16 protein-coding genes are annotated in these 23018 nt (G+C 60.6%); 5 read left to right on the top strand and 11 right to left on the bottom strand.

What is annotated here, in order from left to right:
* Nucleotides 1–86: 86 nt before the first annotated feature.
* The 9 genes from iolD to A477_RS0102390 form a co-directional block, all read right to left on the bottom strand.
* Complete coding sequence (iolD, locus tag A477_RS0102430) at nt 87–2048, bottom strand: 3D-(3,5/4)-trihydroxycyclohexane-1,2-dione acylhydrolase (decyclizing) (protein WP_017197453.1); 1962 nt, start codon at nt 2046–2048, stop codon at nt 87–89.
* Between the two features lie 184 nt (nt 2049–2232).
* A complete protein-coding gene (locus tag A477_RS0102425) occupies nt 2233–3366 on the bottom strand; it encodes a Gfo/Idh/MocA family protein (RefSeq protein ID WP_237715699.1) in 1134 nt (377 codons plus the stop codon).
* A gap of 81 nt (nt 3367–3447) precedes the next feature.
* Nucleotides 3448–5208: a hydantoinase B/oxoprolinase family protein gene (locus A477_RS0102420; RefSeq protein ID WP_017197451.1), complete on the bottom strand. Its 1761-nt coding sequence runs from the start codon at nt 5206–5208 to the stop codon at nt 3448–3450.
* Nucleotides 5209–5211: 3 nt separating this feature from the next.
* Complete coding sequence (locus tag A477_RS0102415) at nt 5212–7302, bottom strand: hydantoinase/oxoprolinase family protein (RefSeq protein WP_017197450.1); 2091 nt, start codon at nt 7300–7302, stop codon at nt 5212–5214.
* A 31-nt stretch (nt 7303–7333) separates the two neighbouring features.
* Entirely contained in the window at nt 7334–8233 is a 900-nt protein-coding gene (locus A477_RS0102410; RefSeq protein ID WP_017197449.1) for a fumarylacetoacetate hydrolase family protein, read from the bottom strand.
* 2 nt (nt 8234–8235) lie between these two features.
* Nucleotides 8236–9522, bottom strand: a complete 1287-nt coding sequence (locus tag A477_RS0102405) for an aspartate aminotransferase family protein (protein WP_017197448.1) — start codon at nt 9520–9522, stop codon at nt 8236–8238.
* A gap of 18 nt (nt 9523–9540) precedes the next feature.
* Entirely contained in the window at nt 9541–10488 is a 948-nt protein-coding gene (locus A477_RS0102400) for a C-terminal binding protein (RefSeq protein ID WP_017197447.1), read from the bottom strand.
* A 220-nt stretch (nt 10489–10708) separates the two neighbouring features.
* Complete coding sequence (locus A477_RS0102395) at nt 10709–12511, bottom strand: sigma-54-dependent Fis family transcriptional regulator (RefSeq protein ID WP_017197446.1); 1803 nt, start codon at nt 12509–12511, stop codon at nt 10709–10711.
* A gap of 32 nt (nt 12512–12543) precedes the next feature.
* Nucleotides 12544–12765, bottom strand: coding sequence for a hypothetical protein (locus A477_RS0102390; RefSeq protein WP_014921494.1), 222 nt, complete (start codon nt 12763–12765; stop codon nt 12544–12546).
* A gap of 181 nt (nt 12766–12946) precedes the next feature.
* On the opposite strand from A477_RS0102390, the gene A477_RS0102385 reads away from it, so the two are divergent.
* The gene (locus A477_RS0102385; RefSeq protein ID WP_017197445.1) at nt 12947–13594 is read left to right on the top strand and encodes a TetR/AcrR family transcriptional regulator; all 648 of its coding nucleotides are present in this window, start codon (nt 12947–12949) and stop codon (nt 13592–13594) included.
* Between the two features lie 1231 nt (nt 13595–14825).
* On the opposite strand, the gene A477_RS22680 is transcribed toward A477_RS0102385, so the two are convergent.
* Both A477_RS22680 and A477_RS0102375 read right to left on the bottom strand, forming a co-directional pair.
* Nucleotides 14826–15299, bottom strand: coding sequence for a GNAT family N-acetyltransferase (locus A477_RS22680; RefSeq protein ID WP_017197444.1), 474 nt, complete (start codon nt 15297–15299; stop codon nt 14826–14828).
* Between the two features lie 780 nt (nt 15300–16079).
* Complete coding sequence (locus A477_RS0102375; RefSeq protein ID WP_157367024.1) at nt 16080–17192, bottom strand: hypothetical protein; 1113 nt, start codon at nt 17190–17192, stop codon at nt 16080–16082.
* A 590-nt stretch (nt 17193–17782) separates the two neighbouring features.
* On the opposite strand from A477_RS0102375, the gene A477_RS0102370 reads away from it, so the two are divergent.
* Genes A477_RS0102370 through A477_RS0102355 form a run of 4 tightly spaced genes read left to right on the top strand, consistent with a single transcriptional unit; the run spans nt 17783 to nt 22995 of the window.
* A complete protein-coding gene (locus A477_RS0102370) occupies nt 17783–18892 on the top strand; it encodes a CBASS cGAMP-activated phospholipase (protein ID WP_157367023.1) in 1110 nt (369 codons plus the stop codon).
* A complete protein-coding gene (locus A477_RS0102365; protein ID WP_017197441.1) occupies nt 18889–19914 on the top strand; it encodes an SMODS domain-containing nucleotidyltransferase in 1026 nt (341 codons plus the stop codon). The genes A477_RS0102370 and A477_RS0102365 overlap by 4 nt, the downstream gene beginning before the upstream one ends.
* Before the next feature lie 44 nt (nt 19915–19958).
* The gene (locus tag A477_RS0102360) at nt 19959–21797 is read left to right on the top strand and encodes a ThiF family adenylyltransferase (RefSeq protein WP_202801616.1); all 1839 of its coding nucleotides are present in this window, start codon (nt 19959–19961) and stop codon (nt 21795–21797) included.
* Nucleotides 21784–22995, top strand: a complete 1212-nt coding sequence (locus A477_RS0102355) for an SAVED domain-containing protein (protein WP_017197439.1) — start codon at nt 21784–21786, stop codon at nt 22993–22995. The genes A477_RS0102360 and A477_RS0102355 overlap by 14 nt, the downstream gene beginning before the upstream one ends.
* Nucleotides 22996–23018 lie beyond the last annotated feature (23 nt).

Below are 23018 nucleotides of genomic sequence, written 5' to 3'. Positions count from 1 at the left end.
GCTCCTTTGTTGCGAAAATTGGAAAGAACGGGCAAGCCCGTAAGACGACGGGCGGGACCGCTGCGTAGCGGTCCCGCCCGGTGCGCTCAGCGCGTTTCAGGTGCGGTGGTGGCAGCGTAGAAGCGCTGGCGCTCACGGCCCTTGAGATGCTTGGCGATGCCCTCGAGCGTTGCGGGTCGCTCCGAAGTCATCGGAGCTCCAACGTCCCAGAAGGCGCCATTGCCGGAAAGGTAGCGCCAGGGCTCAACTCGGGCCACGATCACGGCGGGGCCTTCGGCTTCCTGCGCCTCGGTGAGGGCGGCCGAGAACTCCTCGATGGTCGTCGTGGACCAGGCAGCACAGCCCATGCTGGCTGCGTTGGCTGCGATGTCGAAGTCGAGGATCGACCCGTCCAGTCGACCTGACTCTTTGCTGCGTTCCCGGTACTGTGTGCCGAATTCGCGGCCAGGACCACCCTTGGCAACTTGGAGGGGCCAGATGCACTGGTGTCCGCGGTTGTCGATAACGATAGTGATGATCTTCTTGCGTTCCTGGACTGCCGTGACCAGTTCGGTGGGCTGCATGAAGTAGGTACCGTCACCGATCAGGACATATACCTCGCCCGGCGCATCGGGACGAGCCAAACGGTAGCCGAGGCCCGCCGGGATCTCATGGCCCATGCAGGAGTTGGCGTATTCAAAGTGAATTTCGGTGCCGTTGGAGGGATCCCACGCCTTATGGATGCCTTCAACCACGCCGCCGGAGCCCAAAATCAGGGCGTCGTCACTTGTGGTGCGCTTATTGAGTACGTCGATCACCTGGGCCTGGCTCATCAGTTCGCCGGCGAAATCCTGAAGGTCGTGCTTGCGCACCTCCATCGTGGCCTTGCGGGCATCTGCGATGTCGCTGCGGAACTCGTCCGACGTCGAGTACCCAACGGCCGCCAGACGCTCCCGCAGAGCAGCCAGCGACAGCCTTGCATCGCCGATGACCGGGAATGAGCCCATCTTGTGGGCATCGAAGGAGCCCACATTGAGGTTGACGAACTTAACATCCGGGTTCTGGAACAGCGAATGCGAGGCCGTGATGAAGTCTTGGAGACGCGAGCCGACAGTGATGACCACATCTGCGCCGTCCGCGATCTCGTTGGCGCCAACGGTTCCGGTCACACCCAGAGCACCGAGGTTGAGGTCGGTGATGGGTCCGCTGCCCTTGCCCGCGTAGGTCTCTGACACCGGGATGCCGAACTCCGCGCTGAAGCGTGCCAGTTCCTCCTGTGCCTTGGAGTAGCGGACACCGCCACCGGAGATCAGCAGCGGACGCTTGGCGTTGCGGATGATTTCGGCGGCGTCGCGCAGCTCGTCCTCAACTGCCGGGCGACGGCGAATGTGCCATACGCGCGGCGTGAAGAAGGATTCCGGGAAGTCGAACTCCGCGCCCTGAATGTCTTGGGGCAGGCAAACAACCACGGCCCCGGTTTCGACGGGATCGGTGAGTACCCGCATGGCTTCAGGGAGTGTGGACAGCAACTGTGCCGGGTGGGTGATCCGATCAAAGTAGCGGCTGACCGGGCGGAAACAATCGTTGGCCGACACATCACGTTCCACCGGGTGCTCGATCTGCTGGAGCACCGGGTCACCGAAACGGTTGTTGATGATGTCCGCGGGGAAAAGAAGCACCGGGAGGCGGTTGGTGGTTGCTGTGGCGGCGCCGGATACCATGTTGGTCGATCCCGGGCCGGCTGAGGCCGTGCACGCAAGTGTTGCGGCGCGGTTGGAAGCCTTTGCAAACCCGATGGCCGCATGGACCATGGACTGCTCGTTTTTGCCCTGATAGTGCGGGAAGTCCACACCATATTCGTCGATTCCCTGCGCCAAGCCAACGGAGTTGCCGTGGCCAAAGATGCCGTACATTCCGGGAACGAGGCGCCTGCGTTCACCGTCTAATTCGCTGTACTGGACCTGAAGGTATTCAACGATTGCTTGTGCGACTGTGCGGCGGCGGACGGCCTTTTTGTCGCCTGCGGTGTTGACCACGGTGCCGATGTCAGCAGCGGCTGTGCTAGTCATGCGATCTCCTAAATTCGAAGGTGCGTCGGCATTTTCCACACCGATTCGCCCGAACTTCAGGTTTTCACCGCGCGAAGGCGCCGGTGTGTCCCAGTTTGATACGCGGCCCGGCCATGGAAGACAAACAGCAGCCGACGGCGGAACTTGAGTCCCGCCGTCGGCTGCTGTTCTGGCTGTTGTCCTTTTAGTCGAAACGGTAAGGTTCCTGGGGCCCGACGGAGGGCAGCGGGCGCGGCCGTTCGCAGGTGCTTTCAATCCGGATGTGTCGGCCTTGCTCCGAGGATGCTTCGAAAGCAAGCAGAACCTCCAGTACGTGATAGGCGAAGTCGCCGCCGGTCCGGGGTTCCACGCCGTTGCGGATGGCGTAACCGAATTCGGCAAGGCCGATGCCACGGTAGGCGTCGTCCCGGTGGGTGATGGGCGTTTCGCGCCAATCTCCGCCACCGGGAGGTGTCATGTCCAACGCAAGGTCGCCAGGCTCGCCGCGGCGCAGCACGGGAGCGCCGGAGAAGTGGTCCGGGTTCGGAGCGGCCAGCGAACCGCCCGTGCCGTAGATTTCCAGGTGCGGCAGGTTGTGGTTCCAGATGTCCCAGCTGACGATCACCGTAGCTGTAGCGCCAGACTCGAAGTCGAGGGCGCCCGTGACGTGCGTGGGGGTCTGGATCTGGATGACTTCGCCCTCTTTGCCCGGGCGGGGACGGGTCTCGGAGGAACGCGGCGTTGTCGCGGATACCCGCTTCACCGGGCCGAAGAAGTTCACCAGATTGGTGATCAGGTACGGGCCGATGTCCAGCATTGGGCCAGCCCCGGGGCTGTAGAAGGGGTCCACGTTCGGGTGCCAGTGCTCATAGCCCCGGCACGCGAACGATGCGAAGGCCGCCACCGGCTCGCCGATCCAGCCGTCGTCGATGAGTTTGCGGCTGGTCTGCATGCCGGAACCCAGGAACGTGGTGGGCGCGGAGCCGACTTTGACGCCGGCTGCCCTTGCTGCGTCCAGGATCTGCTTGGCTTCCTCAAGGGAGGTTGCGAAGGGCTTCTCCGAAAGGACATGTTTGCCGGCCGCGATCGCCTGGAGGGTGACCGGCGCATGGAGCTTGGGCGGCGTGAGGTTGAGGACCAACTCCACGTCTTCATCTGCGAGCAACTCGTCCGGAGTGAGGGCCTTGGGAACGTCGTACTCGGCAGCACGCTTCCGCACTGCCTCGGGGTTCACATCCGCGAGCGCAACGATGTTGACGTCGGGGTGGACGCCGATCTTGTCCAGGTATTGGTTAAGGACATTTCCGACGCCGATGATGCCGACTCGAATGGGTTCCATGTGAATCTCCGTAAATGTTTGTTGGAACATCCCGAGGCGAGGAATATACCCCGCCTCGGGATGGGTTGCGATAGCTGTCGGCTAGCCGGCCAGGCGTTCCTGGCGGGCCTTCGCCGTGGCTGCCTCGTCAACTGCGCCGTCGGTGATAACGACGCCGTAATCGGCAGCTGCGGCCTCGGCAGTGACGCGTGATTCCCGGTAGTCGTCGAGGACTGCCAGGACGTCACGCTCCAGCGGATCGCCGTAGCCGCCACCGCCGGGGGTGATGGATACGACCTTCTCGCCCGACTGCAGGTCGTAGCGGCCTACTACCGGTATCTCGCGCCGTTCGCCGGTCTTGAGGTCCTCTACCCAGGCGGACGGTTCTGCCCCGTCGTGGCCGCCACGGACACCCTTGGGCGGGTTGATCTTGCCTTCGATGCCGTAGGTGAGGGTGACGCTCTCCCCACGGGGTTCCATGGTGACCCGGGTTGCGAGTCCGCCGCGCTGGCGGCCGGCTCCGCCGGTGTCGGCTACCAGGGTGCGTTCGTGGACCAGGATCGGGTAGCGCTGCTCATCGACTTCCACGCTGTCGTGGTAAAGAAGGGCTCCGCACACTGGACGCTGGTATGTGGGCCAGCCGTCTACGTAGGGAGTAGCCGGGCCGCCAACCCCGCCCACCAGGATCTGGTTGACGTAGGCGTTGCCGTTGCGCTCGTCGATACCCGAGATCACCGACTTTGCCGGTGCCTGCCCGGCGGCGCCCTCAGCGGTGCCATAGCCGTCGTCGATCTGCGAGAAAGCGGCCTGAACAATGTTGACCACCCGATCGGCCAGGTTGGTAGTACCCGACGAGCAGGAGTACGGATGTTTCGGCACCCCTACGGCGCAGCCGTCGCGAAGCAGCACCTCCACCCGGCGGAAGGTTCCCGCGTTGCTGGGAAGGTTCTCCGGGATGCCGGAGAGGATTCCTGCCAGTGCCGCGCCAGTGGCTGTGGCCTTGGTCAGGTTCAGGCCATTGGGGAGGTTGTCCGGGTTATCCCGCAGGTCAATGATGATCTTGCCCTGCTTGGGCTTTACCTCAAGGGTTGCCTGCAGGTGCACGCCTTCTGGGCCGGTACCCGGGAAGGGATCGTGGTCAGAGGATCCGTGGAGGACGTATTCGGGCAATGTTTCGATCGCGCTCGCGGTGAGGCGCTCGGAGTAGTCGAACCAGGCGTCCACGAAGTCTTCAAGGTCTTCCACCCCGAACTTTTCGGCGAGCTCGTGGATGCGGCGCTCGGCGATGCGCGAAGCCCCGACCGATGCGAGGTAGTCGCCGTACCACTGATCGGGGACGCGGATGCGGGACCGGCACATACGGATGATGTCGTCAATGTCCGTGTAGTTGCGCTGCACCCGGACGCAAGGGAAGATCAGCGCACCTTCTTCATAGACGTCCCGTGCGGTAGCAAAGAATGTGGTGGGGAGCGAGTTGCCGCAATCTGCCTGGTGGGCTTTGGTGACGGCCGTGAACAGGTGCCGTCCGTGGACGAATATCGGAACCAGGATCACATGGTCTGCGGCGTGCGAGTTTCCCATGTAGGGGTCGTTATGGAGAAACGCGTCGCCTTCGCGGATGTCTTTGTGCAGTTCCACCATGTCTTCGCCCAGGGGTCCGGCACCAAAGACGTGTACCGGTACCCCCTCTGCAGCAGCGAGGAGCTGGTTGTCCGCTGTAAGTACTGCGCAGGAGAAGTCGCGGGCAGTGTTGATCACGGAGGATCGGGCCGAACGCAGCAGGCCGCTGGTCATTTCGCGGACAATGCCGTCAAATGCGTTGGCCAGTACCGAGAGCTTTACGGGGTCAAATTCGCGTGTCATTTCCTACGCCTCCTTACGGGTGAGGTAGATGTTGGATCGTTCGTCAAGCGTGGCGTTCCACTCTGGTGGGACCACGATGGTGGTTGTGGGTTGGTCGATGACGGCCGGGCCTTCGATCTTGTCCCGAGGGGCAAGGGTGACTCCGCGGTAGCGCTGAGTGCTGAAGCTCTCCCCACCGAAGACAATGGAGTCGGTGCGGTGGACTTCGGTCTCCCGGCTGATCCCCGCTTCTTCCTTGGTGTGTTCCGGCCGCGGGATTTCCACGCGGACACCCCAGGTGATGATCTCCACCCGGCTATCAGGATCGTGCGTGCCGTTGCGACGGTCGTGCTCTTCGTGGAAGGCGCGTTCAATGATCCCTGCGGCGTCGCTTGCGGTATCTGGCGCAGCGTCCAGGTAGACACGAAGGTCCCAGGCTTGGCCCGGGTAGCGGGCATCAACGAAGTAGGTGACGTTGGGCTCGTTTCCCACGCCATCGAAGCGCTTCACGAAGACCTCAGCCTTGGCTGTCAGGTCCTCCACAGCACGGGAGGCCGAACCGGCGTCGAAACTGCGGGTGTCGTTGTGCAGCGGAGAGAGGAACTCTGTGGCGATCGGGGCGCGGTGGGCGCCGTAGGCGGCCAGGACGCCGGCGGTCGCCGGGACAAGGACGGTGTCGGCTTCCAGCAGCCTGCCAATGATCGCTGCGACCATGGCACCTGCGCCACCGCCGGCAACAATGAGCGCGCCCCGGGGATCAACGCCCTGTTCGAGGGCGGACTGTCGGATGGCGGTGGCCATGTGGTTGGCGGAGACATCCAGGATGGCCTGGGCAGCTTGCAGGGTGTCCATCTTCAGCGGCCCGGCGATGCGGGTGTCAATGGCCTTAATGGCAGCCTCGCGGTTCAGGGTGAAGCCACCTTCGAAGCCCTCTGTGTCGAGGTAGCCGAGCGCCACGCAAGCGTCCGTGACGGTTGGTTCTTCGCCGCCGCGGCCGTAGGCTGCCGGACCGGGGGTGCTGCGTGCACTCTGCGGGCCCACGCGAAGCAGCCCGCCGCCGTCGATCCAGGCGATGCTGCCGCCGCCGGCGCCAATGCTGGACACCGCGACGGAGGACAAACCGGTGAGGTGACCGACGAACGGCTCCCCCAGCCACGCCTCACGGGTGTGACGGACCACGCCGTTCTCCACCAAGGAAACATCGAAGGTGGTGCCGCCCATGTCGCAGACCACCACGGTGTCGTGGTCTGGAGCAGCAGCCGCGCCCACCAACGGTGCCATGGACGGGCCGGAGTTCAGAAGCAGGACGGGACGGTCAAGGACATCGGCGACGTCGAGGACGGCACCTTCGGAGGTGACCACCAAGAGGTCCCCCGCGAAACCGTACTCCTGGAGGTCCGAGCGGAGCTTGCCCAAGTGGTCGGCCATCAACGGCTTCAGGGAAGCGTCGATCGAGGCTGCCGAGGAGCGTCGATATTCGCGGATGGTGGGGTTTGCCGCGTTGGAGAGCGTGTACGGAACTCCGGGGAGGATTTCCTGGATCAGCTCGGCAACCCGCTTCTCGTGGGCATCGTTGATGATGGACCACAGGAAGGAGACTGCTACGGCTTCGATGCCCTGTTCCTTGAAGGATCCGAGGACTTCGCGGACCTGCTCTTCGTCCAGTGACACCAGGACGTCGCCCTCGGCAGAGATGCGCTCGGTGATTTCGAAGGTCAGCTGGCGGGGAATGTAGGGCGGCGGGTAGGCGGCCTTTGAATCGAAGGCATCCCTGCGGCCACCTTCACGGAGCAGGAGGGTGTCGGCAAAACCGTCCGTGGTCAGCAGTGCCGTTTTGGCCACTTTGCCGGTGAGAACAGCGTTGGTGGCGTGGGTGGTGCCGTAGACAATGACATCTGCGTTCCGCAGGACGTCATCGCCGCTCCAGCCAACAGATTCGGCAGCGCGGCGGACAGAGGCTTCGAAGCCGGTGAAGACGCGGTCGTAAGTGGTCAGGGCCTTGCCAACGGCCATGTCCCCTGTATCTGATCCGACCACCACATCTGTGAACGTGCCACCGGTATCGACGGCGATGCGGTACCTCGCTTCACCCGGTTGTGTTTGTACTTCGCTCATGGGATTTCTGTCTTTCTAGGAGTTGAAGTGTTTATCGCTGGGGCTTGGCCACGCGGTTGCGGAGCAGCCCGACCTTTTCGATCTCAATTTCGACCGTGTCGCCCGGTTCGAGCCAGACGGGAGGGTTGCGCTTGGCGCCGATGCCTTGCGGTGTACCTGTGGCAATGACGTCTCCGGGTTCGAGGGTGAGGAAGCTCGACAGGTAAGAGACAACACGGGCGATGGAGAAGATCTGGTATTGCGTGTTGGAATGCTGGACTTCGATGCCGTTTACCCACGTGGTGATGTCCAGTGCCTGCGGGTCCCCCACTTCGTCCAGCGTTACCAGCGCAGGACCCCAGGGGGTGGAACCGTCAACGGCCTTACCGGCCAGCCATTGGGTGCCGCGGTACTGGAGATCTCGTGCGGTGATGTCGTTCAGGGGCGCCAGTGCGGCAACGTAGTCCAAGGCTTCGTCCTCAGACACTTCACTGGCCCGGCGGCCAATCACCACAGCGACTTCCCCTTCAAAGTCGAGGTTTTCACTGACCCGGGTTCCGCCGATTTCGTCCTGTGGGCCGATCATCGTTGACGCAAATTTTGCGAACACATCCGGGTATTCAGGGAACGCCCTTCCGGTTTCGGCCACGTGGTCCTTGTAATTGAGGCCGATGCAGAGCACCTTTGACGGGTCCGCCACAGGGGTGGTCAAGGTAACCTCAGACAACGCGCCGACGCGGGCCACGGGGTCCTCAGCTGCTACAGCAGCGATCCCCGCCGAGATCGCCGGGATCCGGTCGCCGTAAAGGTCCAGGAAACCTCGGACGGAGCTGGTGGCGCCGTGAACTGCGTCCGTGGATCCTTGGAGCAGCAGTTCGAGATCATAGACAGCGTCGTCGATCAGGACACCGCCGCGAACGCCGGATTCGTGTTTGTAGGAGACGATCTTCATGGTTACTTCTCCCCTTTCGTGGCCGTGCCATCTGCCACGGCGAGCACGGCATCGGTCAGTCGATCTGCGATGTCCTCCGCGACCTTTTCGTCCATGGGCGTGGACAAGGACAGCAGGTTGGCTGGCGAGCCGAGCAAACCCCGCTCATAGGACGCCCACCACAGTTCATGCTGGGTGCGCTCGCCCACTTTCTCCGCGCCTGAGGGAACAGCCCGCAGCAGCGAACCCCGCCCACGTATTTCCCAGCCGGCGTCTGCGATCCGCGCGTTCACGGCGTCCCGTGTTGTGTCGCCGAGGTGATTCAGTCTCTTGACTTCTTCTTGAGTGAAAAGGCGTAAAGCAACTGCTCCGGCTGCCATACTGACCGGGTTCCCCGAGAACGTGCCGCCGTGTGGCAAGCTGCCGGGGCGGGTCGGATCCACTTCGGCCATCAGCTCAGCACGACCAGCCACTGCTCCCACGGGGAACCCTCCGCCAATCAACTTTCCTGTGGTGAGCAAGTCCGGAGAAACGCCGTACTCTCCACTGAAGCCGTTGAAACCAAGCCGAAGGCTGATGACCTCGTCAATGATCAGAACGATCCCGTACCGCGTGGCCAACTCACGGGCCGTGTGAACGAAGTCCTCGGAAATCCGGAGCAGGCCAGCACGGTTCGGCAGCAGGTCAAGGATTATCGCAGCATAGGATTCCGGTGCTGCCTCCACCTCCTGACGCAGGGCCTCGACATCGTTGAGCGGCACCGCAGTGACGTCATTAATGACACCCTGAGTGACTCCCCTCTGGTAGGAGGGGCCGCCTGGAACCAGAGCGACCTCGGATGTGCCGTGGTAGCCGCCCTTGGTGACTATGACGCGTTCCCGCCCGGTGCTGGCCCGCGCAATGCGAATCGCGGACATCACCGCTTCCGTGCCGGAGTTGGCAAACCGCACCTGATCGAGGTCGGGTAGACGGGACAACAGCAGGTCGGCCAGGTCCCACTCGTAGAGGTTGGGGATTCCCCAGCTGGCACCGGCTGTGAGTGCCTTGGTGGCGGCCTCCGTGATCTCAGGGTGGGCGTTGCCGTGTATCAGGGACGTGAAATTGTTGTTTGCATCGATCAGTTCGTGGCCGCGGTCATCCCAGACACGGTACCCCTCGCCCCGGATGGCGTAAGGGCTCGGGGCACCTGTGTAGTACGTCGATCGGCCATAGCCGCCGGGCAGCAACGGGAAGCCGCGGGGTCCCCTGCGCAGATGTGGATCCTCCGCGGGGTGGTTCTGCGTGATGGCGTTCTTTTGCTCTGTTCCCACTTGGTTCTCTCCAGTCTTTCAGTTCACGAGGTCGATCAGCGGCTGCCCCGTCAAAGCCAGGCGGACCCTCTCCACGGCGCCCTCCTGCAGAGCACCCGTGGAGCGGTTGGAACGCCACGCAATGTGGGGCGTCAGGATGGTGTTGGGCGCTGAACGAAGCGGGTGTTCAGCACCGAGTGGCTCTTCGGCGAAGGTGTCGATGCCGGCGCCGGCAATGTGCCCGGAGGTGAGCGCCTGGGCAAGGGCTGATTCCTCGATGAGGCCGCCACGAGACACGTTGACAACCACCGCACCTTTGCGCATCCGGGCCAGAACATCCTTGGAAATGAGGTTGGCCGTATCCGCAGTCAGCGGCAGGTGCAGTGAGACGACGTCGGAATTCTCCAGGATGTCTTCCAGAGTGGTCAGGTCCACAAAGCTCTCCGTGACGAATGGGTCGTAGGCCCGGACCTGTGCCCCAACAGCTTGATACATGCGGGCAACGTGCTGGCCGATGCGGCCCATTCCCAAAACGCCGACCTCTAGTTCGGAAAGAACCGGGGTGTCGTAGCCGATGGTCCCGGCCCAGCCGAGGTCCCGGATGGACGCATTACCAGCAGGCAACCTGCGGGCCAAGGCCAGGCCCATGGCAAAAGCATGCGAGGCAACTTCTTCCGACGCAGTCCCAGGGACAATGGATACCGGAATGCCGGCCTCGGTAGCTGCGGCAACATCAATGTTGTCGTAGCCGATTCCATACCTGATGACAGCCTTGCAGTTGGACATCAGAGGGAAGTCCACCGCCGTGAGTTTCGCGTACGGAGTGATCATCACGATGTCGGCGTCGGGAAGTCCTTTGCGAAAGGAATCGGCGTCGGCAGCCGGATTGAGTGTGTAACCGAACTCCTTGGCGAGCGCGTGCTCGCGGTCCAGGTTCGGAAAGTGATGTGGGGCCACAAGAATGGTTCCGTGGGCATCGCGGGTCATAGTCGTCGTCCTGTTCGTTTTTGTACCCTCTTGATCTGCCAGCGCCCCGTGGAGGGGTGCCGGTGTCCGGGTAGTTTCAAGTAGAACGCGGGTCCGTATGGCTGATCCGTACCAGATCGAGACACCTGGGTGGGACACTGTCCCAGCTTCGCCAGGCTGTTTGGCAGGCAGCAAAAAGCAGCCGGCCCTAAGCGGTAGCCGGCTGCCTTAAGTTCCCGAATTAGAGGTCGAATCCGCGGCTGCGGAAGTAGTCCATCCGGCGGTAGAGGGTGGAACGGCCAATCTGCAAGGCCACTGCTGCCAGGCTGCGGTTGCCATCGGCTTCCTGGAGGGCCGTGCGGAGCTCACTGAGCTCGGCGTCCTCCAGCCTGGACAGCCGCCCCTTGGTAAGGACCCTGTGGTAGCCCTGAGGAAGATCGTCCACAGTCACTTCGGCCCCGGCGGCACGCTCCACGGCATTCGACACGACGGCCCGCAGTTGATCGATGTTCCTGGGCCAATCCGCGTGAGTCAGGGTGGTGAGGAGACGGCGGGACAGTTTCCGGTCGCCCATCTCTGCGGCGATGGCAGAAGCAAGCGGTGGGATGTCTTCCCTGCGATTACGCAAGGGCTCCACCGAGATTTCCAGGACGTCGAATGCGTCCGAGAGCAGGAGGGTGGCATCCGTGGGGTGAGTGATAGTGAACGCCAGTTTGGTGGTGGTGTTGCCTCTCAGGTTACTGACCAGCTCGGCGGCTTCATTTTGGGAGAGTTCGTCGGCGTGTTCAACAACCAAAGTTGGCGGAAGCTCCGTGGACACGCGGTGAATCACGTCCCGAATTTGCGGATTCCTCAGCGCCCCAGTCCTCGCATCTACCACCATCTGCTCACCACGCATCGACGCAATGGCGCCGGCCAACCTGCGCTTACCGCTGCCCAGTTCACCGATCACTACCACTGAGCGTTCTTGCTCTACAGCTTTGCGGGCCAGATTCAGGGCACGTTTGAAACCCATGCTTGTCCCGTCCAAATGCTTCATGAGCCGGTTCGTAGTGTCCGGCAATGATGGTTCCGGTCTATTAAGGTCGCTGACGGACTCGGAAATGCGCACCTTCACAGGAACATGAGGACGGACAACCACGATGGCACCGACATTGGATGCAGAGAGCGTCACCGGTGAAACTTCAAGCGTGGAACGCCCGGGTCCCTGAAGCGATACCTCATAGTTCATTTCCCGACCGGAGGACATCACCGCTTTTGCGTAGCCCGAAATGATGGAGAAGTCGCTGTCCTCCAAGCTAGCGGTTGCGGAGGCATTGAGAAGGGAGTTCTTGCCATCCAAGGCAATCACGGCGCGATTGCCCCTGCGGCGCGAGACCGTCAAGTATTCGCTGAGCAGCGCCCGTTCCCTGGATGACGTGCGGACCTCGATGTCGCGTTCGATTCGGGATGCAACCCCCTCAAGCATCAGCAGGGTCGATGACGGTTCCAGCGCGGAGACCCTGTTGGCCGGCAACGTAAGACCGATAACAGCCCGGACCCGGTTGTGGAAGGGATCACGGACCAAGGAAGCGAAACACCAGTTGCCCCTCATGTCTTCGCGGAAGTGTTCCTCCGGTGCGAGCCAGACGCCCCGCCCTTCTTCCAGAGCGAGACCTTCTCCGTTGCTGCCGCAACTCTCTTCCAAGAGTGAATACCCTGCTGGAAAGCCGTCGTCGCGCAGGAAGTCTGCCTTGACGAGGACTCCGTTCGGGGCTGTGATGTTGACGTAGCCTCCCATGTCAGCTGCGACTTCATCCAATTTCTGCAAGTGCGGGCCCGCAGCACTGATGGTGAACTCGTCCACCCGGCCTTCATCAAAGAATCCCCGGTCCACCACAGCGTCGACGCCAGCCGCACGGCTTCTGTACCAGGAGCGTGCCACAATCGGCCGGATTCCGGTGAGGTCAGCGTGAGGCTGCATCAGGAAGAGTTCGCGCAGCCGGTCTGTTTGGCGCAGCGACTCATGGGGCAACCAAGGAGAAAGGACTTCAGCAGCGGCCATATCAAACACGTTCCTTCGTGGGGTGGAGGTTGTCAGGAGACGACGGCGGTGCCGCCACGGCGCGAAGCCAGCCACTTGCTTCTCCAGCCTCGGCCTTTAGGACGGAAAGCCTGTTGCGCGCGCCAGTTTGGGTCGTGGGTGGCGTCGTCTTCCAGCGCCCGGGCGCTGATATAAGCGGCCACCATGCCAGAGAGGCCGCTGCCCAAAATGATGGTGCTTCCTTTGGCCCCCCGGCTCGAATCCTCGATATCCATGACTCGTTCCTTCCGCTAAGGCGTTCAGACGGCGGAGCCAGCGGGTGCTGCTTTGCGCCACTTTCAGAGTACCTAACTAATGGTCGTTAGCCAAGAGTTTCTGTAGAGTTGGACTGAACTTCGAACGCCCTTCGCGTCACGATAAATGAGGCAGCGTCCACCCGACTGTTAGGGTCACATCATGAGCAGCACGTCCTACAAGTCCGCCCGCGACACGTTCGCGCACCGTCTGGAGGAATGGGATTGGGCTGGCCAAGGAGCATCAAGGCGGCACATCCTTGAAGCCTTTCTGGAGTTGGCCATTGCCAGCGGATTCAACTCCGTATCGATGCGCACCATCGCCAATGCCGTCAACATCAAGCCACCCAGCCTCTACTCGCATTTCCCGGGCGGACGGGACGAGATCGTCGCCGAATCGCTGCGCTGGCATTTCCACCGCTTCGGCCAAGCACTACTGGAGGCCGTGGACCACGCGCAATCGGCATCCGAATTTTGGGATTGCATGGTCCGGCTGCACTTCACCCGCCAGGTGAGACTCCCCGAAAGCAACCTCTGGGACCTTCTGGTTGCGACCGACAGGATGGCCAACATTCTCCCCAGCGAGCTGCGTTCCCAGGTAGACGATTGGGTGAACCTCCACCAAAACATGTACGTCGCCGCCGCCGTTGACATGGGCTTTCCACAGGCTGAAGAACGGGTCAAAGTCGTCGTGACGCTCCTCGAAGGAGCCACCCGGTGGGCATCACCGGAATGCGACAATGCCGAGCTTGCTGAACTCACCGACCGGGCCGTCGTCCTGTCCCGTACGATTCTTGCGGCGGATTTCTAGCAGGAGGGTCAGCTGCGGCGGGATGGCCGGGTAGCTGTTCAGGAGGTCGCCGGTATCTATCGGCATCTCGTTCCCCCACCAATCGGGACCGCCGGGAGTGGTAAATCATGGCCAATGCTTCGGAATGAGCGAGGGTTGGTCTCCACATATCCATTGTTCGGTCTAAGTTCCGGCAGGCGCACGTCTTCCCTCGAGGACACAGCAACAACTCTGGAAAGACTCCGGAAGGAGTCGCTCAAAGTCATGTTCTCAGGACTACCCGGGCGTATGGAGTAGTGAGCGGCTAACCCTGGCCGCCATGCAACCGGAATGGAAGTACGAACCTCGGTAAAGAGCAAGCGGAGGGCCGCCCAGCCAAGACCTTGAACCCGCTCCCCCATAACTGAACAGGCCAACCGGCGGCCAGGCACGAGCCGGCACCACACATCAGAGTCTCATGTCCACATTTGTGCACACATTAAAGCAAAAACCCCCTCTGACGAGGGGGTATGCTGTGCCCGAGGTGGGACTCGAACGGGATTCCGGGCCTTAAAAACACTGGGAAGTGGCGGAAACACAAGCAATCCGGGCCAGTCCGATACCTGTACGGGCCAGTTCGAGACGGAAAGTGTGGACATTGTCCACACTTTCTTTGTGCCCAAACGGAGTCATCTCGAACGAGATCCCGGCCGGAGAAATATAGGGCACAACGGGGTGAACGGCAGGTACTCGGAGAGTGCCGCTAAAGCGGACACATGGGAGGAAAAGCGCCTTCATCAGACTTCCTCCTTTCAGATATCCATGGCTGATCGCAAATGCAGCGACATGACTACGTATAGCTTCCGAGTACTTCACAACCCGCCACGGCGGACCGATAACTACATCCGACAGAAGTTTGTTTTGCATTTCCCAACAGCTCACAGCGCTCCAGCTTCCTAGGGAGATCTGGGTTGCAGGCTCGCGCCGTCAGAGATCTCCGACCATTCGAGCGGCTTAGTCGAACAGCCGGTGACAGATACACGGGTATGACGAGGCGATTACACCGACGTTCGATGCGGCATGGGCTAATGGTGAACGGGAGCGGTTTGACATGCGACATCACTACGATGACTTCGTCGTCACTTCGACGATTGCATTCTCCGCCTCATGACTTGGGATTGACAGCAGCTTCGAGACAAACCGGGACCTCGCCTTGATCCGACAAACAGGTAGAAGCGCCGTCCGTGCGCCACGGCCCGCAACGTACTAGTGCCTAAGAATTCTCAGTGAAGGTTGGGCTCAGGTACAACGGCCGGTTTCTGGGTTCCTCAAAGTGCGAGTACCGTGCCCAACCAAGTGACGCCCAAAAGCCGTCCGCCTCTTCCGACAACGCATGCAGGCGAAAGCCAGGGAACAACGTCCCAACGCTGAAAACAGCCTGTGTTCCAAGTCCTTTACCGCGGTGGCGCTCTGCAACCTCGAAGAACTCGATGGCGGCGAACGGGCCGGGCCCTGTCCAGCCTGGGTAAGTGCCTGGCGGGTTCTTGCGCAGCGTGAGCTCCGCACGGATGACCTCTTCCCCGGCCACGTGCATTGACACGAAATGCGTTTGGCTCCGCTGGTCTGCCAAAATGACATCGTGCCACCAATACTCGTCGAAGCCTTCAATCTTTTCGAAGGGCTTATAGAACGACCCGCTGACCGCAGTTGGTGGGACTATTACAGCTTGAACATGGGGTTTTTTCACGCTCCCGATTCTAACTGTGGCTCGAGCGTTCGTTCTTCCCAAGGCAGCCGCCACTAAACTGCACGCTCGGCGCCAACTTCCGAATGGAAATCGTTTCAAGTGGACAACGGTTGGGATGCAAAAGAGCCGCGCGACGCTGAAGAAAGCATCAGACGTCCTTGAGCCAGGCAGCTGGAAACGAACAGAGTCAGTGTTCCGTGATCAGCCCGGGGCGAGCTTCGGCACAAGTACGGCATCCGGATTCTTTTGTGGGCGTACGATGCCGCTCACCTGGTGATCTCCATCGCCTTCGCGTACCCGCACAGTGATTCCCATCAAACTCCCCGTAGTCATGACGATCTTCGAAATGGCCGTCGGTGGGGCTCGCGGTCGCTGGGATGTTCCCGCCAAGCCCCCGGACGAGTGAACTTCCATGTTTTCAACGTTGCCAATGTCCAGACCAGGTAAGCTCTCTTACTCGCCGTTGTCCTCTCGATCTTTGCGTCCCCCGGGTTTGAGAGCGCGACTGCAGTGGGAAAGGAGTCCAAGCACCCAAGCGAAAAGTATCGAAGGACTTTTTCCGTCCCTACTGTTGATCAGGGCGTTCTACGTGGTCTCGGCGTGGGGCCCGCAGGTTGCGGGGTACCTCGGATTCTTCGAGGAGGGCCGGGGCGTATGGGGCATCCAGAAACAACTCGGCCTGGCCTCCACCCCTCACCGATGAACTCGGACCGGACACCCTACTAGACACCCACACTGCAGCTACCGAGTGCAGAGCAAATCGACAGAAACACCTTCGTCTCAGAAGAAGGTAGTGATCTCGCTCGAGTGGTCTTCGGCGCGGTATTTCAAGCCCACTTGGTAGCGCTTCACCTCCGCTTCTTCGTCGGGGAACTCAACTTGGACGGTAAACATAGTTGCATCCAACTCAGGCACTCGTTCTGATCCGACGCTGCCCTCAATAAACCGGAGGTTGTAAACCAACCCGGAGGCAATCTTTTCCTTGATGGCTTCAACGAGAACATTATTATCGGACCCGAGGAGGCCTGCTCGTTGAAGGGATGCCCCGTGATTCTCTTGGAGATAGGTGATTCGCATTTCTTTCGCGAAGACATCACCCTCAGAGAGTGGGGAGAAGTCGCCTCCCAGCACACTAAGAGCTATTCGGCTGTCTTCTTGCGCCCAAGTGGGTACGCCATTATCCAAGCGGTGATCGAGCAGAATCGAGTAATGATCGTCCTCAACACCTACGATTTCAAACCCACTGGACATAAAGGGGTAGCCCGGTAGGTTGGCGTTGCCATCCTCGTCGGCCGTAGTGATGATCTTACGTCCGACGCGAAGTCCAACTTGCGGAAGAAGCATCGCCAATTTCAGCGGGTTCCAGACCGTACAGTCGACGTAGCCAAGGTATGCTTTCGTCCTGCCCCGTAGGTCGCAGTCCATCTTCTTCAGCTGTCCCGCTGTGATATTCGTCATGTACGTGACGAAATAGAGTTCGGGCGAATGGAGCTGGAAGTCCTCTGGACCGACGAGGTATCGATGCAACGCCGCCCATGCCAGCTCCGCTGGCAGTCCGATGAGATCACCTACGCTTATCGCAGTCTTCTCCGGTCCAAGATCGCTCAGCGCCGGAATCCAACTCTTGGCAAGCTCCAGACCGTAATTCCAGTTTTCAACTCGAGTTGAATCGAAAATGAAGGCAATTTCGTTTTTCTTGGTCGTAGGCGTTAGTGCGTTCCGAAGATCGGAGTATTCAATGCCCTCGTCGCGCAGGCGCTCCGTCACCTGACCATGCATATCAAGTACCAGCTTACGCATTTGGCTTGGCTCCAGACCAAACATGCCAACCATCGATCCGAGTAACCCGTGCGTGTAGGCGTTAATGGAGTGAATTGTAAATGGTGTGCTCATGGTTCCCCCAGGGTTCAGCATCCGCGCGCAGGTCAACAGTGTTCTTAATTAGGTTACTAACGATCAGGTCGATACTTGACGTGTGAAGCACCGCGCTCCTTGATGGAAACCTTCGGAGGCTTTAACCCGCACCCTCCTCAGGGTTGAACGGCGCATCCGCCTAGTGATGAGATTCCAGCCTGAGAGCAAGGCTTGGTCTCGCGCTCCCACCCAGACGCCGATTTCGTTTCGGAACGATCATCCGAACGCCTGAGTCTCCCTCACACTGCACTCTCCATAAGCAATATTTAATTGTGGACGCTGAGATCCCTTCTTGGATTTGGCAGCCTGAGGATGACCCGCTCCGTTAAAGCAAAACCTTGCCGTTGAGGGGGTATGGCGTGCCGGAGGTGCGGCTCAACACGAGGCTGAAGATCACCCTTCTACCTGCCGGCGAGGGGCTCGGGTCGAACACTGTCCAAACGGGCCGGCGCGTTGTTCACGCGCAGACACTTGCCTAGTCAGGAGGTCGTTGGCGATCAGCCCCCCGGAAGCGAGCACACCTGTTCTACGCCTCGGAGGCATCTCGCGGTAGGGCGTAGCATAGTTACATGGATGTAGTTTCTGGAAATCCAGCAACGCCGGGAGGGAAAAAGCCACCCGGGCAGTCGCGCATGCCAAATTTGCCGGCGCATCTAACATCAAGAAGTGAATTCACTGACGAATCGCCTTGTCGATTCCAGATTCTCGCACTCGACGGTGGCGGAGCGAAGGCGCTCTTCACCGTCCTAGTGCTTGCTCACCTCGAAGAGGACCTCGGCATCTGCATCAATGACTCGTTCGATTTGATAGCCGGCACATCGGCTGGTGGCATAATCGCCCTCGGGCTTGGTGCAGGCATGCGCCCAAAGGATATTGCTGAGCACTACGAGGATCTGGTCGAGGCGGTCTTCCCCTCGGCACAACGTCGCCTTTGGCGGCTTGCGCGCCGGCTGACTGCGCCCACCTACGATTCCGACGTACTGCGGATGGAACTTGCAAAATTGCTCGGGCACCGGCAGCTCAGTGACAGCACCAAGCGGTTAGTCATCCCTTCGTGGGATGTCCAGCAGGGCGCTGTGCACATCTTCAAGACGCCGCACCATCCACGGCTGCGCCGCGACGGTCGCCTTCAAATGGTCGACGTCGCGATGGCGACAAGTGCTGCCCCCACTTTCTTTAACGCCGCGCATGTCCAAGGGCAACGTCTCATTGACGGCGGCGTCTGGGCCAATAATCCCTCGGTTGTGGCGATCAGCGAAGCCGTAAGCATGCTCAACGTGCCATTGGACGCCATCCGGGTACTCAGTGTCGGCGCGGTGGACCAGCGGCCAAACCACGCCGAGCGAATTGACAACGGAGGCTGGCTCAACTGGGCTAAACCGGCAGCCAACCTGATGATCACCGCGTCGAGCCGGGGTGTGCAAGGCACCGCTATGCACCTAATTGGCAAGGACGACTTCGTCCGCTTTGACGCATCGGTGTCTGGGAGAGTCTTCGCACTCGATCGAGCCAACCCCAAAGCACTAGCGGGCTTAGCAGCTGGTGAGAGCCGGTCATTGAGCCCGCTGTTCAGCGAACGCTTCGGCGATCACGTCGCAAGCACTTACACGCCCATATCTGCGCCGAGCGAACACGCCGCAGAGCCCGGCATCCCAACGACGCCTGGAGGGGCACCGTGAAGCATACCGATTACTTCAAGAATTTTCTTGACCAAACCGTAAACCTGCCCGAGTCGAAAGTCGACCTGCTCAGCACGAGAGTTGACGCGATCTACAACTGCCTGAAGGCCGACCCGGACCTTAAGCCACTGATCAAGAAGAAGGTGCCGCAGGGGTCCTGGCCTCAGCGCACAATCATCAAGCCCGTCAACGGGAATGCGTTCGATGCCGACTTCATGGTTCAGATGGTTGAAGAACCGGACTGGGCCGATAATCTGAAGAAGTACGGCGACGCCATCTACAACGTCCTCCACAACACCTCGCCATACAAGAACATGCCGCACGGTCGTAAGTGCCGTTGCGTCTATGTCAACTACGCCGAAAATGCCATGCACGTCGATGTCGTCCCTTTCGTACTTCGTGCAGACGGTTCGCAATGGATCATTAACCGCGATGACAACACGTGGGAACGCACCGACTCAGCCGGCTTCACGGACTGGATGAAAAATAAGGATGACATAGCGAACAAGCGCCTTCGCGAGGTCATCCGAATCATGAAGCATCTCCGAGACCACAAGAACTCATGGACGGGCACCAAATCGATCCTGCTGACAACGCTTCTGGGCGAACGAGTCGAAGAGTGGCGCAAGGTATTCGACAGCGGCTACTACAGCGACCTCCCGACTGCATTGCTGCACATCGTCTCGGACCTCGACGTCTACCTCCAGGCCAATGCCGTCAAACCAGTCATCATGGACCCGTCCGGCTCCGGCACATCGTTCGACCATCGCTGGAGTCAGGAGACCTATTCGCACTTCCGGAGGCGGATCAATGTACATGCCGCTGAAATCAAGGATGCCTATGAGGAGGGTGACTTCGACGAGAGCGTGAAGAAGTGGCAGGCGCTGTTCGGTGATGGCTTCAAGGCACCAGCAGGTTCGAAGTCCTCAGCGTCAGCTGGGACGGGCAAGTTTAGCGCTGTCTCCAGCCTCGCTGCAGCCGCGTCAGTTTCGACTGTAAAGCATGCGGGTCGCGCCGGGTGAGCACAAGGCGCACTAGTGAGTGGCAGGCTAGGGTTCTCACGGACTTGACTGCGTTCGCTGTGGCGTTCCCTGGGGAGGTCAGGTTAATCGGCAAGCCTCGGCACAGCAGCAGCGAGATGCGCCTGCGACTGCGCGTCCGCACGCTTGGTTTTGAGCACTTGGAGGGCGGGCTTCTCCTCCACGACTACGAGGACTTTCGAGTCATCGTGGGACCGTCCGATGTCGCCCCTCCGCGGGTCGAAGTTGATCACCTCCGGTTCCTCAACCACGCTCACGTGCTTCAGGGCACGCGGCTGTGCTTGTACCTCGACCCGTCTCGAGAATGGGACCCTGCTGATGGGTTTGGTGGGCTAGTCGACAGGCTAACGGAGTGGCTCCGGGACGCTGCTGCTGGACGGTTCAATGCTCAGACTGCCCTGTACCACGCAGTCGGTGGGGTGCTACACGAAACGGACGGCGCGCCCACAGTCGTCGTGCGAGACTCCCTTCCCGCGAACCGACTCGCAATGAACGGCTGGCTCATCGACCGGGCAACAAAGCGGTTTGACCTGGCGCTCGATCGAGATCACGCCCAAGACGATACTGTTAGTGACTTCGCCCAGCACGTACCAATCTTCCGCCTTAATGCCGCTCTGCCTCTGGGCGCCGGCAGCACCCTACTCTCCCTGCTGAGTGTCGTCGAGGATCCTTATGTTGGACAACGGTCACCAGGTGATGCATTCACCACCGAACGCATCATGACTGGCCTTGCAACCCCGCTGCTAGCTACTCTCGCAGCGAGCGCAATTCGCAAGCCGGTCGGCACGCCCCAGCGACTCATCATCTCGGTCCCTCACCCCACCGGGGGCCCACCGCACCTACTGGCCGCGAGCATCCCGGCAGCAGGCGCAGACCAAATCCGGGCTTTGGCCCGCGACAACAGAAAGAGGACCTCCGTGGTTAACATGGTCGACCCAGCCAAAGTTGACCACAGTGTTGAGGTCGAATGGCTCCCAGTCTCCGATGAACGTCCTGAGGTAACGATCCGCCGAGACTCGACCCGTCCAGTCTCCTCTTTCGCGGGGAAGACGGTCCAAGTCTGGGGCTGCGGGGGTTTGGGCTCCTGGGTCGCGGAGTTTGTCGTCCGAGCGGGGGCCGCGAAGGTCGTGCTGTGCGATCCGGGCCGGATCACGGGAGGCCTTTTGGTCCGGCAGAATTTCGTTGAAATGGACGTAGGCGAGTCAAAGGTAGGAGCTCTGGCTGCACGCCTAAGCGCAATCAGCGACGCAGTAGAAGTCATTCCTAGAAAAGCGCACATACCCGAAGCTTCAGACTTCATAGCTGCCGACGTCATTGTCGATGCGACCGTCAGCGTCGCCATTAGCCGAATGCTCGACGCGGCCGCGGCAACCGCCGAGCGCCCAGTCTTGGCACAGATGGCATGCGACGTGAGAACTGGGACACTCGGTATCCTCACTGTCTCTATGCCACCAGAGACCTCGGGTTGCTTGACGATTGACCAGCAGGCTGGAAAAGCAGTGAAGGCCAAAGGTGCATTGGAGCCATTTCATGAGTTGTGGGGAGCCGAGACTGGCGCCGAAGAAATCGTCCCAACTAGAGGCTGCTCCGCACCCACGTTCCACGGCTCTGCTGCCGATTTGAGTGGACTTGCTGCGAGCCTGACCAGCCTCCTCGGCTCTCATCTCGGTTCGAGCGAACCCGTCTCTGGAACGCACCTGATCTCGCTGCCGCATGGTGAGGCAGGACCGCTGCGAACGTTTCTAGCGGCGGCCCGCACGGATGCGCCGAGTGTGATGACACACTTGTCAACGGACGAGGCAGAAGACCGATCTGAGGCTTCAAATCAGGATAGGCCTGAAGGTGAGACAGATGAGCTCCTCTGACGTCCGCGACACCGCTGTCAATCGCGGGCGCATTAAGGATGCAGTCCGAAACGCGCTGTGGGCACGCACTGCAGGCCGGTGCACTATCTGTAACCGGCGCCTGCTCGGTGACCAGCGAACGTACCTGCATTCAGTATTATTGGCGGAGCTGGCGCACAACATAGGGGCAACCGATGGAGACGGATCACCCCGGAGCAAGCAAAATGACGGCGTCGATGACACCGAGGCTGAAGAAAACCTGCTGCTCTTATGCCATGATTGCCACAAGATCATCGATAACCCCGACCACATCGACTTCTTCCCGCCTGAGAAACTGCGCGAGATCAAGGAGTCCTTCGAGCGACGCGTGGAGATGGTCACAGAGAACGGTGGCCTCACACGTACCGCTGCCCTCCGTATTGGCTGCTTGATTCGCGGCTCGCTCGCAATGGCATCTCGGAGGGAAGTCGCCGAGACACTCTTGGCGGTTAACTACCTCGGGCTCGTTGAAACACAGCGCAGCGGTGACTTCGCCTGTCGAATAAACGGCTCGCCTGGTGGCCGTGGCTTCTGGGAGGCGGCACAGCAGTCGATTGACGACACAATCGCTCAGGTCCGCCAAGCAGTCGAAAGCGGCGATGTCGACCACATCTCCGTCTTCGCCATCGCGTCCGTGCCTCTGCTGGTCTATCTAGGATGGCATCTTGACGACAAGACACCTACAAGGCTTTTTCAGAAACATCGAGATCAGTTCGTCGGTTGGTCATGGAATGACCAGGGCAACCCCGTCGACTTCGAGATCGTTGCTCCCGAGGATGACGCCTCCGCCGAGGATGTAGTGCTAGTTTGCGCACTAACGAGCGAGGTGACTCACTCGGCCTTTCCGTCCGCCGTCGATGGTGCTCCGGTCATCGAAGTACGGCCAATCGAACATTCACCCGGACCAAATCTGCTCTCGCATGAGCAGTCCTTAGCCAACTTCGCGGACCGTTGGCGGGCCGCGCTAGCGATGGCTGAATCCCGATTTCCGAGCGCAAAGCGCTGGCACCTAATCGCGTCGGCGCCGGTGACTGCTTCGATTGAGGCTGGGCGTGCGCTGGTACGGGACATTCATCCACCCGTCACAGTCTACGAGCGCACTGATGTTGCCTACGAGGCGGTCCTTGAAGTTTATGAACAGCAGGCACCGCAAGTCCCATCACAGCCTCGGCGACGATAACGGCGCCTATGACACGTACCGAA

This window comes from Arthrobacter sp. M2012083 (genome assembly GCF_000281065.1).
Taxonomy (GTDB): Bacteria; Actinomycetota; Actinomycetes; order Actinomycetales; family Micrococcaceae; genus Arthrobacter.
Note: the sequence above shows the minus strand (reverse complement) of the source record. Positions and strands in the feature narration are given on the sequence as shown.